11 protein-coding genes and 1 tRNA gene are annotated in these 11,143 nt (G+C 73.9%); 8 read left to right on the forward strand and 4 right to left on the reverse strand.

Translation table 11 applies throughout. The features are described 5' to 3' along the window. On the forward strand, nt 1–1,910 hold a 1,910-nt coding region (locus tag VIW71_RS08765; protein ID WP_331621474.1), incomplete at its 5' end, for a cysteine protease StiP domain-containing protein. Nucleotides 1,911–1,933: 23 nt separating this feature from the next. After that, entirely contained in the window at nt 1,934–2,788 is an 855-nt protein-coding gene (locus VIW71_RS08770) for an HAD family hydrolase (RefSeq protein WP_331621475.1), read from the forward strand. A gap of 218 nt (nt 2,789–3,006) precedes the next feature. On the opposite strand, the gene VIW71_RS08775 is transcribed toward VIW71_RS08770, so the two are convergent. Then, a complete protein-coding gene (locus VIW71_RS08775) occupies nt 3,007–3,639 on the reverse strand; it encodes a nucleoside/nucleotide kinase family protein (RefSeq protein ID WP_331621476.1) in 633 nt (210 codons plus the stop codon). Between the two features lie 150 nt (nt 3,640–3,789). On the opposite strand from VIW71_RS08775, the gene VIW71_RS08780 reads away from it, so the two are divergent. Beyond that, nucleotides 3,790–4,002: an FmdB family zinc ribbon protein gene (locus VIW71_RS08780; RefSeq protein ID WP_331621477.1), complete on the forward strand. Its 213-nt coding sequence runs from the start codon at nt 3,790–3,792 to the stop codon at nt 4,000–4,002. Nucleotides 4,003–4,056: 54 nt separating this feature from the next. Here VIW71_RS08780 and VIW71_RS08785 read toward each other — a convergent pair whose 3' ends face one another. Further along, on the reverse strand, nt 4,057–5,298 hold the full coding sequence (locus VIW71_RS08785; protein WP_331621478.1) for a hypothetical protein: 1,242 nt from the start codon (nt 5,296–5,298) through the stop codon (nt 4,057–4,059). Between the two features lie 144 nt (nt 5,299–5,442). Here VIW71_RS08785 and VIW71_RS08790 point away from each other — a divergent pair. The 4 genes from VIW71_RS08790 (at nt 5,443) to VIW71_RS08805 (ending at nt 7,491) form a co-directional block, all read left to right on the forward strand. Further along, nucleotides 5,443–5,514: transfer RNA gene (locus VIW71_RS08790), tRNA-Val, on the forward strand. Between the two features lie 624 nt (nt 5,515–6,138). Beyond that, nucleotides 6,139–6,378: a hypothetical protein gene (locus VIW71_RS08795; protein WP_331621479.1), complete on the forward strand. Its 240-nt coding sequence runs from the start codon at nt 6,139–6,141 to the stop codon at nt 6,376–6,378. Between the two features lie 181 nt (nt 6,379–6,559). Beyond that, entirely contained in the window at nt 6,560–6,682 is a 123-nt protein-coding gene (locus VIW71_RS08800; RefSeq protein WP_331621480.1) for a hypothetical protein, read from the forward strand. Between the two features lie 50 nt (nt 6,683–6,732). Continuing rightward, the gene (locus VIW71_RS08805) at nt 6,733–7,491 is read left to right on the forward strand and encodes a DUF4239 domain-containing protein (RefSeq protein WP_331621481.1); all 759 of its coding nucleotides are present in this window, start codon (nt 6,733–6,735) and stop codon (nt 7,489–7,491) included. A 144-nt stretch (nt 7,492–7,635) separates the two neighbouring features. Here VIW71_RS08805 and VIW71_RS08810 read toward each other — a convergent pair whose 3' ends face one another. Together VIW71_RS08810 and VIW71_RS08815 are read right to left on the reverse strand one after the other, a co-directional pair. After that, nucleotides 7,636–9,072 carry a family 2B encapsulin nanocompartment shell protein gene (locus VIW71_RS08810; RefSeq protein WP_331621482.1) on the reverse strand — a complete coding sequence of 479 codons (1,437 nt, stop codon included), beginning with the start codon at nt 9,070–9,072 and terminating at the stop codon, nt 7,636–7,638. 171 nt (nt 9,073–9,243) lie between these two features. Further along, a complete protein-coding gene (locus VIW71_RS08815) occupies nt 9,244–9,924 on the reverse strand; it encodes a DedA family protein (protein ID WP_331621483.1) in 681 nt (226 codons plus the stop codon). A 267-nt stretch (nt 9,925–10,191) separates the two neighbouring features. On the opposite strand from VIW71_RS08815, the gene VIW71_RS08820 reads away from it, so the two are divergent. Further along, nucleotides 10,192–10,971, forward strand: a complete 780-nt coding sequence (locus VIW71_RS08820; protein WP_331621484.1) for an ABC transporter permease — start codon at nt 10,192–10,194, stop codon at nt 10,969–10,971. Nucleotides 10,972–11,143 lie beyond the last annotated feature (172 nt).

The raw sequence follows: 11,143 nt of genomic DNA on the forward strand, positions 1-11,143 counted from the left end.
ACGCCGGACCCGGCGCGCTCCGGGCCGACGACGATGCCGCGCCGGCCGCCACCGGCCCGCACGTACGGCGGGTCGAGCTCGCGTGGCCCGCCGGTGTGCCCGACGGCGGGCGGCACGGATTCCTGCCCGCGCACCGGGTGGCGCTGGAGGCCGCGCTGCCCGCGATGGGGCAGCGGCTGGCCGCCGCGCTGCCGCCCGGCGCCCGGCGCGTCCTCGTCCTCGGCAACGAGGAGCTGATGTACGCGCCACTGCGCTTGGCGCAGGCCTTCCAGGACGCGCTGGCGAGCGGGGGCGCCGGCCGTACCAAGGCCCCGGAACACGGCGGCGGGGCGCCCGGCGACCGTGCCCCGGCCCCGCGGCTCGCGTCGGGAGGCCGGGACGCGTCCCGGCAGGTCGCGCCCGGTGGCGCAAGCGCGTCCCCGGAGCCCGCGGTCAGCGTCCTGTACTCCACGACCACACGCTCACCCGTCCTCGCCGTGGACGATCCCGGGTACGCGATCCGCAGCCGGATCGTGTTCGCCGCGCACGACGAGCCGGGGGACGAGGGCTCGCGGGAGCGGTACGCGTACAACATCGCCGGGGCCGGGTTCGACGCCGTGGTGTGCGTCGTGGACTCGGCGGGGGACACCCCGGAACTGCACGGCGCGAGCGGGCTGCTGGCGCGGCTCGCCGCGCACACGGAGACGGTGCTGCTCGCCGTCGTACCGTCCTACCGACCGAATGGGAAACCCCGCACCATGAGCCGTACCGCACCGCCGACCGCACACCCGCTGCCCGAGCCGCTGCGAGGGCCGGAGTTCTCCTCGTACGCCGCCGAGGACGTGGGCTGGCTGCTCAAGGACCTCTCCGGCGTGGAGCTGGAGGCGCCCACCGAGGAACGGGAGGAGGCCATCCAGAGCGGGGGCGCGCACTACGCCGAGTCGCTGCCCGTGGAGTACCAGCCGAGCGCGGAGTACCAGGAGCTGTTCCGCACGGCGCTCGCCGCCTCCGCGGAGCGGATCGCGCGGGCGGTCGGCGCCGTCACCGAACTCGTACTGGCCGAACGCGGACCCGACGCGGTCCTGGTGTCACTGGCCCGGGCCGGCACGCCCGTCGGCGTGCTGATGCGCCGCTGGGCCCGCCACGCGCACGGCCTGGACCTGCCGCACTACGCCGTCTCGATCGTCCGCGGGCGCGGCATCGACGCCAACGCGCTGCGCTGGCTCGCCGCCCACCACGACCCGGCGGACGCCGCCTTCGTGGACGGCTGGACCGGCAAGGGCGCCATCACCCGCGAACTGGCCGACGCCGTCAAGGACCTGGGCGGCTTCAACCCGGACATCGCGGTCCTCGCCGACCCCGGCGGCTGCGTCTCCACCTACGGCACCCGCGACGACTTCCTGATCCCCTCCGCCTGCCTCAACTCCACCGTCTCCGGCCTGGTCTCCCGCACGGTGCTGCGCGCCGACCTGATCGGGCCCGACGACTTCCACGGCGCGAAGTTCTACCGGGACCTGCGCGGCGCCGACGTCTCCGGACTCTTCCTGGACACCGTCAGCCGGGCCTTCGACGCGGTCGCGGACGGCGTCGCCGAGGACGTCAAGGTGCTCAGCTCCACCGACCGCGCACCGACCTGGGCGGGCTGGGCGGCGGTCGAGCGGATCAGCGAGGAGTACGGCATCCACGACGTGAACCTGGTCAAGCCCGGCGTCGGTGAGACCACCCGGGTACTGCTGCGCCGGGTCCCCTGGAAGATCCTCGCCCAGCGCGGCGCGGGCGCTGACCTGGACCACGTACGGCTGCTCGCCGCCCAGCGCGGCGTACCGGTCGAGGAGACCGACGGCCTCCCGTACTCCTGCGTCGGCCTGATCCACCCCCGCTACACCCGGGGCGCGACCGGCGTCGACGGCAAGGCGGTGGTGGCCAAGTGAACCGCGTGGCGAGTATGGCGAGCGTGGCGAGCGGGGCGGGCCTGACGCTGCCGGCCGGCCGGACCCTGGTCGCCAGCGACCTGGACCGTACGCTGATCTACTCCACCGGCGCCCTGGCGCTGGCGATGCCCGACGAGCACGCCCCCCGGCTGCTGTGCGTCGAGGTGCACGAGGCGAAACCGCTGTCGTACATGACCGAGGCGGCCGGCCGCCTGCTGGTCGAACTCGGCGACACCGTACGGTTCGTGCCCACCACCACCCGCACCCGCAAGCAGTACCGGCGGATCAGCCTGCCCGGCCGCCAGCCGCGCTACGCGATCTGCGCCAACGGCGGCCACCTGCTGGTCGACGGCCGCACCGACCACGACTGGAACGCCGAGATGCGCCGCCGCCTGGCCGACGGCTCCGCGCCCCTGGAGGAGATCCAAGCGCACCTGGCGGCCACCTCCGACCCGGAGTGGCTGCGCAAGGAGCGCGTCGCCGAGGACCTGTTCGCGTACCTGGTGGTGGAGCGCGAGCGGCTGCCGGCCGGCTGGGTCAAGGAGCTCGCCGCGTGGGCCGAGCCGCGCGGATGGACCGTCTCGCTCCAGGGCCGCAAGATCTACGCCGTGCCGAAGCCGCTGAGCAAGAGCGCCGCGCTGGCCGAGGTGGTCCGCCGTACCGGCGTCGAGCAGGTCCTCGCGGCCGGCGACTCCCTGCTCGACGCGGACCTCCTCGCCGCCGCGGACACCGGCTGGACCCCCGGCCACGGCGAACTCGCCGACACCGGCTGGACCGCCCCGCACGTCACCGCGCTGGCCACGGTCGGCGTCGCTGCGGGCGAGGAGATCCTGCGGCGCATGCTGGCCCGCTCCGCGGGGGAGGGGACGGCGCCGTAGCGTCCTCGCTCCGTCCTCGCCCCGAAGGACGCGCGGTTCCGCGCGACCGGCCCCGAGCGGGCCGCAGCCCCGGGAACGCGGGGAATCCGGTTCGGCGAGACGGGTGTGCTGCCGGGTGCGGGTGCGTTGTGGCCGGTCGCGCGGTTCCGCGCGCCCCTGCGGAGCGCCCGTCTTTGGTCAGGTGTCCCAGCCGCGCGCTTCGGGGCGCCCGCCCTCCGTCAGGTGTCCCGCTCGGTGACGACGATCCGGGTGCTGTGCCTCATGCCGCGCTCCACCCGGCGGGCGTTGGGCCGTTCGCTGGTGGTGATGAACGCCCGCGCCTCGCTCTCGGTACGGCCGCCGTCCACGTGGCGGCTGAGCAGCCGCCGCTCGCGCAGCGGCTGGGGCGTGTCCACGTACCACAACTCGTCCAGCAGATCCCGTACCTGGTCCCAGCCGGGTCCGTCGTCCGCCAGGTAGTTGCCCTCGGTCACCACCAGCCGCGCCTCGGGCAGGACGACGAGCCCGGCCGCCACCGGCTCTTCCAGCAGCCGGTCGAACTCGGGCGCGTACACCGGGCGGTCCCGCTCCACCCGCAGCCGCCGCAGCAGATGCACGTACCCCTCCACGTCGAACGTCTCTGGGGCTCCCTTCCGGTCGCGCAGCCCCAACCGGTCCAACTGGGCGTTCGCCAGATGGAACCCGTCCATCGGCACATACGCCGCCACGTCCGCGCCGAGCCGTTCGTTGACCCCCGTCACCAGCCGCCGGGCCAGCGTCGACTTCCCGGCCGCGGGCGCGCCCGCGAGTCCGAGCAGGGCCCGACGGCCCGGAACGGCGGGGACCAGGGCGACCACGTCATCCACGAGCATCTGGTCACCCTAGTCCGCGCAACCGGGAGAACGCCCCGGTACGGCAAGCCCGCTCCGGGGCACCTCATGGCGTCGGCCGGGAGGTGCCCCGCAGCGCCTACCGTAAACGTCAAGCCCTGCAGGGCGCCCCAGCCCGGCTAATCTGAACCCATGCCTCGTTACGAATACCGTTGCAAGACGTGCGGCAGCACCTTCGAGCTGCGCCGCCCCATGTCCCAGTCCAGCGCCCCCGCGAGCTGCCCCTCGGGCCACGACGACACCGTGAAGCTGCTCTCCACGGTCGCGGTGGGCGGCTCCGCGGCGTCCGCGCCCGCCCCCGTGAGCGGCGGCGGGGGCTGCTGCGGAGGCGGCTGCTGCGGCTGAGCAGGAGCCGTTCGCACGCCGGCCGGCGGAGGCCGGCCCACGGACCGCCGGTGGTTACCGGCCCGCCGCGCGGTCCTCGCGGATGTTGGCCACCACCCGGTTCGCTGTCTCGCGGACCGCGGCCGTCTCGGTGAGGAAGGCCCAGTAGTCCGGGTGCCGGCCGCCCAGCGCGGCCACCGCGCGGTCCAGGCGCGCCACCGCCTGGTCCAGCGGGCGCGCGTGCCGCGGCTCCGGCGTCGTACGGCCCTGCATCGCGAGGCGCTGCGCGTCGCGGATCGCGAACCGCGTCTTCTCGACCTCCGCCGTCGGGTCCCTGCGGACCTCGTTGAGCCGCCGCAGCCGCTCCCCGGCCGCGCCCACCGCGCCGTCCACGTCGTCCATCAGCGAACGGACCGCGGACAGCCGCGCCGTGGCGTCCGCCCAGCGCTGCTCGGCCCGCGCCCTGCGGGCCTCGGCGAGCGAGGTCTCGGCCTGCCGCACCGCCTCCGCCGCCTGTTCGGGCACCTGCTGGAGATCCTGCCAGCAGGCCGCCGCGTACCGCCGCCGCAGCTCGCTCAGCACCGGGACCACGCCTTCGGCCCGGGTGCTCAGCGCCTGCACCCGGGTACGGAGCGACACCAGCCGCTTGTCGATCTCGCGGGCCCGCTCCGGCAGCCGCTCGGCCTCGGACCTGACCGCCTCCGCCTCGCGCCGTACGTCGTCGGCCCGCTGCACGGTCTCCCGTACGCCGTGCCGGCCCGCGCCCTCGTTGAGCTTGGTCAGGTCGGGCCCGAGCGCGGCCAGGCGCGCCGCGAGGCCGTCCGCCGTGAGGCCCGCCGCCCGTACACCGTCCAGCGCGTCGCTCGCCGCGCGCAGGGACTGCTTGGCCCGCTCCACGGCGGGCGCGAGCCGGGCGAGCTGCGTCTCCGCCTTGCCCAGCAGCGGTCCCAGACCGGACGAGAAGCGTTCGAGATCGGCCTTCGCCTTCTCCAGCTCGTCCTTCGCCCGGGTCAGTTCGCCGCGGGCGCGCGACGCGGCGGAGTGGTCGAGTTCGTCCCGGTCCAGGTCGTGCGCGTCCATCGTGGCGATGTACGCCGCGCTGACCTGGTCGATCCGCTCGCCCAGCGCCCGGAAACCGGCCAGCGCGCGGCGCGCCTCGGAGGAGTCGTCCACGGCGGAGATGGTCTCGACGGAGATCTCCAGTTCGCGCTGAGCGGTGTCCAGCTCGTAGAAGGCCTGCGCTGCCGCGTCCTTCGCCGCCTGGGCCTCCGCACGCAGATTGTCGCCGCGCCGCCACCACGAACGTGCCGTCGTCACAGACACTCTCTCCCCGTGCTAGGTCCGCGAACCGTCCGATCCATCCTCCCACCCGGCCGCCGCGAACACACCGTCCGGTCGCGCCCCCCACATGGTTGCCGACCAGGCCCCGGGGCAAGGTAATCTGTGACGTCGCAGTCTCCGGGGCGTGTAGCTCAGCGGTAGAGCGCCGCCCTTACAAGGCGGATGTCGGCGGTTCGAAACCGTCCACGCCCACCCCCGGTCCGTCGCCTCCCGGCGGCGGGCCGTCGCGTTCCCCGGGCCCGCCGACCGGGCCACTCCTCGCGCGGAAAAACCGGGTGTTTGCCCTACGGTTCACCCGTCCGGGGGAATGCCCTGCCGTACCGTGCTCCGGGCCCCGGCGCGTCCCCACGATGAACGGGTGACCACTTCAAGGGGGAAGCGCGCCCGTCCCTGGGCAGCGCTGATCGTCCTGACAGCCGCAGCGAGCTCCTGGGTCGTGACCGCCCCGGCCACCGCCACGCCCCGAGTGCCTTGCCCGGCCCACCCGTCCACCACGTGCGCGCCGCCTGCCGCGCACACGCAGGCCCGCACGCACGGCCACCTCGCTGAGCCGTCCCCCAGCGGCAGTGCGCCCCGTCAGGGCGGCGGGGAACCGTCCGACCAGCCGCCACCGGCCGGCATTCCGGGAACCACGGGGCTGAGCCCTGCGGGTCCCGGCGCGCTGCCGGGCGTGCCGCGCGTCGTGGCTGAGCACCTGGTCCCCCGCGCCCCCGTGGGGCACGCAGCCTCCCGCGCCCCCGTGGGGCGTCCCGGAGAGAGCCAGGGCCCGGCGCCGGGGCCCGGCGCCGGGGGGTGGTCCGGGTCGGCGGAGCCGCCGTGGGGGCACTGGAAGTGGTGCCGGCCCTGGGACCGGGACCGGGGCCGGCCCGGGCGCGAGCACCGGCCCTGGCATCACCACCGGCCGAAGTGGTGCCCGCCGACACCGCCCCCGACACCGCCCCCGACCCCGGCGCCCACCCCGACCCCGACCCCGCCGCCATCCACGCCGACGCCGAGCCCGCGGCCCACACCGAGACCCGTACCGCCCCCGGCGCCCAGCCCGAAGCCCGCACCTGAGCCCGTACCGACGACCCCTTCACCCAAGCCGAAACCGAAACCCAAGCCCGGGCCCGCGCCGCAGGCGGTCGTGCCCCCGGCCCCGTCACCACCCGCTCCCGAGCCGTCGAAGCCCGCGCCGCGCCCCGCGCCGCCCGTTGCGGCAGCGACCGTGCACTGGCCCGACCGGAAGCCGACGCCCGTGACCGTGCCGAAGCCGCATCGGAGGGCGCTGACGATCACGATGCTGCTCACCTCCGTGCCCGCGCTGCTCGCCGTCGCCGTGCTGCGGCCCGGCTCGGGCTCGTACCGCAGGAGCAGGTAGCAGCCGGTTCGTACCGCAGGAACACCAGACACCCAAGGGGGAGTTCGGTCATGTCGCAGTGGGTCGCACTGCTCATCGCCATGAGCGCGGTGTGCGCGGTCGTGGTGACCGTTGTCGTACTGAAACAGCGCACGATCGGGGAGGACGACGATCCGTCCGAGACGCCGGACGTCATCGAGTACATGACGATGATGATCGGGGTGATCTACGCGATCGTGCTGGGACTGGCGATCGCGGGCGTGTGGGAGGGCCGGGGCGCTGCGCAGGCGGACGCGCTGGCCGAGGCGCAGGCGCTGCACGAGGTGAAGGCGCGCGTGCAGGTGTATCCGGCCGCCGTACGGGACAGGGTGCGCGCGGACGTGGACGCGTACGCGCGCTTCGTGGCCGACGAGGAGTGGACGTACATGAGGGACCACGGCGCGCTCGCCCCGGAGGGCACCGCGTTGCTCGACCGGCTACGCGCCGATGTGACGCAGGTGGAGCCCGCCACGGACCTGGCCGCGCAGGCCTACCAGCCGGTGGTGGACGAGGTGGCCGCGGTCGATCAGGCGCGGGCCGCGCGCGGGCAGAACGCGGGGTCGACGATGGGCGGGATCGTGTGGTTCGGCCTGGTCGTCGGCGCGCTGGTGACGGTGGGGCTGATCTTCGTCCTGCAGATCCGGCGTTCGCCGCGGGAACTGCTGCTGGCCGGCCTGTTCAGCGCGCTGATCGCCTTCCTGCTCTTCCTGATCTGGGATCTGGACGCGCCCTTCGGCAGCGGTCTCGCGGTCTCCGCCGACGTCTTCCGGGACCTGGTCCTCACCTCCTGAGCCGGTGTGTCCCTGACGCCGGGGCCTGCTGACGCCGGGGTCTGCTGACGCCTCCGGGACGCGAAAACGCGCGTGAAATGAACGGTTTCCCTGCCCGGCAGGTCGGGCAGGGAAACCGTTCATTTCACGTCAGGAGCGGGGCGCCTACTCCCAGTTGGCCACGTTCACGTTCTCCAGCACGCCCAGCGCGTCCGGCACCAGGACCGCCGCCGAGAAGTACGTGCTGACCAGGTAGCTGATGACGGCCTTCTCGTCGATCCCCATGAAGCGGACGTTGAGACCCGGCTCGTACTCGTCGGGCAGGCCGGTCTGGTTGAGGCCGATGACGCCCTGGTTGTCCTCGCCGGTGCGCATCGCGATGAACGAGCTGGTGCGGGCCGGGCTGATCGGGATCTTGTTGCAGCTCAGGATGGGAATACCGCGCCAGGCCGGGACGGTGGAGCCGAGCACCTCCACCGGGTCGGGGTAGATGCCGCGGCGGGTGCACTCGCGGCCGAACGCGGCGATGGCGCGCGGGTGCGCCAGGATGTAACGGGTGCCGCGTCGGCGGCTGATCAGCTCGTCGAGGTCGTCGGGGAGCGGCGGCCCGGCGTGCGGCTGGATGCGCTGCTCGTACTCGGCGTTGTTGAGCAGCCCGTACTCCGGGTTGTTGATCAGCTCGTGCTCCTGGCGCTCGCGCAACGCCTCGACGGTGAGCTTGAGTTGCTGCTCGGTCTGGTTCATCGGCTCGTTGTAGAGGTCGGCGACGCGGGTGTGGACGCGCAGCACGGTCTGGGCGACGCTGAGTTCGTACTCCCGCGGCTGGACGTCGTAGTCGACGTACGTGCCGGGCAGCGACGGCTCGCCCCGGTGGCCGGAGGCCAGCAGGACGTCGGCCTCGCCGCGCTTGTTGGTCCGCTGCTTGGGTAGTGAGCGCACCGCCTCCAGATGGTCGCGCAGCTCCGCGGACCGGGCCAGCAGCGACTCCAGTTCGGCCCGGGGCAGGGCGAGCACGGTGGTCGCGGCGGCGGCCTTCGCGGTGAACTCCCAGGTGCCGTCGGTGGAGAGCAGCGCCTGCTCGCCGAAGTGGTCGCCGTCGGCGAGGACGCCGAGCCGGGTCGCCTCCCCGTACGACCCCTCGCCGAGTTTCTCGATCTTGCCGTGGGCGATCAGGTAGACGGTGTCCGCGGGGTCGCCGGCCTGGGCGATGACATCACCCGGCGCGTACTCGCGCTGGACGAAACGGTCCGCCAGCGCGGTGAGCGAGCCGTCGTGGTCGAACGTGCGCAGTACCGCGATCTCGCCCAGTTCGTGCGGGACGACCCGGACCTCGGACCCCGTCTTGACGAAGGTCACCCGCCCGTCACCGACCGCGTAACTGAGCCGGCGGTTGACCCGGTACGTGCCCGACTGAACCTGCACCCAGGGCAGCACGCGCAGCAGCCAGCGGGACGAGATGCCCTGCATCTGCGGCGCGGACTTGGTGGTGGTCGCCAGATTCCTGGCGGCCGCCGTGTCGAGACTCGTGCGCGCCTGGCCGTTGTGCGCCGGTCCGTTCTGCGGAGTGCCTTGTGCGGTTTCCTGGCCCGCATCAACCGACATGGGCTGTCCTTCCCGTCAGGGGGTGATACGGCCCTCATTGTTTCGGTGACACAGAGTGCTGGCTATTGCCGGAACGAGTGAGAATACTTTCCGGAAACCCGGTAATCGGCGCTGACCTGCGGGTTCCGCCGCAGTCGGGGGGCCGCCTACGCCAGACCCCGCAGTGGGCGCCTACAGCACCTCGACGACCGCCCCGCGGTCCGGCGGGTTGCCCTGCCCCGGGATCGCCAGCGGGACCCCCGCGTACGCCTGCGCGAGCGCCAGACGGCGCTCGCGCCGGAACACGTACGCCGCGAACGCGCCCGCGCCCATCAGCGCCACGAACGACATCAGCGTGCCGAGCCAGCTCGCCCCGAGCCACTTCGCGCCGATCCAGCCCACGCCGACGCTGTAGGTCGCCCAGCACACCCCGGCCAGCGCCGACCAGGGCAGGAACTCCCGGGCCTGCCGCCGGGCCGCGCCCGCGCCCAGGCTGACCACGCTGCGGCCGGCCGGTGCGAACCGCGCCAGCACCACCAGCGCGCCCCCGCCACCGCTCAGCACCTGGCCCAGCCGCTCGTGCGCGGACGCCAGCCGCCGCGAGCCCGCCATCCGGTTCTCGAACCAGTCGCCGCCCCGGAGGGCCAGCTGGTACGCGAGCAGGTCGCCGAGGCAGGAGGAGGCGGCCGCGCAGAGCAGCAGGGCGAAGACGTCCAGCAGGTCGTCGCGGGCCCCGGAGGAGCCGGCGGTGGCGGCGCTGATCACCAGCACGCCGCTGGGCAGCACGGGCAGGAAGACGTCGAGGAGCACGGAGAGGGCAACGAGCGCGTAGATCCACGGCCAGTCGAACAGCGAGCCCAAGCCCTGCGGCACCGCGCCTCCTCGTCCTCCGCCAGTGGTGCTCGTGTCGTGCGTTGGTCCCGCGAGTCCGTTGCGAAGCCCCGAAGTGCGTGCTGGTGCGTACCGCGTTGACGGTGGTCGATCTTCAACCACCGTCAGCCGTACAGCGTACGCCTGTGGGGCCCGGCGGTTCCGCCGAAAGTGCGTGACGTAGTAGACAATCACGGCGTTATTACGGCCGGAATACTTCCGCGGAAACGGTTCAGCCCTCCTTCGCGCCCGCGCGCCTACAGTGGCGCCGTGACCGCCGTCGCCTCTTCCCTGCTGCCCGTCGACCGCACGCTCGGTGTCGTGCTCGTCGTGCTGCTGGTCGCGGCGGGCGGCATCGCGGCGTACGCGCGGCTCGCGGACCAACACGAGAACTACGCCCGCGGCATCGCCACGGCCGGCGTCAGGGCGGCCGTGCAGCTCGCAGTGGTGGCCACCCTCATCGGGTGGGTGGTCGGACACCAGGCGGCGCTGCTGGGCTTCGTGGCGCTGATGTACGCGGTCGCGTCGTGGACGGCCGGGCGGCGGATCACCCGCAACGGCACCTGGCGGTGGGCGGCCGTACCGGTCGGCGCGGGGGCGCTGCCGGTGCTGGCGCTGCTCGTGCTGACCGGTCTGGTCCCGCTGGACGGCATCGCGCTGGTCCCGGTCGCGGGCATCCTGATCGGGGGCGGGCTGACCGCCACCGTCCTCGGCGGGCGGCGCGCGCTGGAGGAGCTGTCCGGGCGGGCCGGCGAGGTGGAGGCCGCGATGGCGCTCGGCTTCACCGACCGCGACGCACGGCTGGAGATCGCCCGGCCCGCCGCGTCCGGCGCGCTCGTCCCCGGCCTCGACCAGACCAGGACCGTGGGATTGGTCACACTGCCCGGCGCCTTCGTCGGCATGCTGCTCGGCGGCGCGAGTCCGGTACAGGCGGGGGCAGTTCAGCTCTTCGTGCTCATCGCACTGATGGCCGTCCAGGCGGTCTCGGTGGCGCTGGTGCTGGAGTTGGTGGCCCGGGGCCGGATCACCCGGCTGGTACCAGAGGGCTGACGCACGAGCTCGCGCGGTGGCCGGCCGAGGTACGGGGCGGTCCGCGGGGTGAGTGAGCGGGATGCCCGAATGGCACGGCGTGGGCTGTGGCACGGGCTCGCGCGGTGGCCGGCCGAGGTACGGGGCGGTCCGCGGGGTGAGTGAGCGGGATGCCCGAATGGCACGGCGTGGG

The organism is Streptomyces sp. (genome assembly GCF_036524955.1).
In the GTDB taxonomy this organism is placed as follows: Bacteria; Actinomycetota; Actinomycetes; order Streptomycetales; family Streptomycetaceae; genus Actinacidiphila.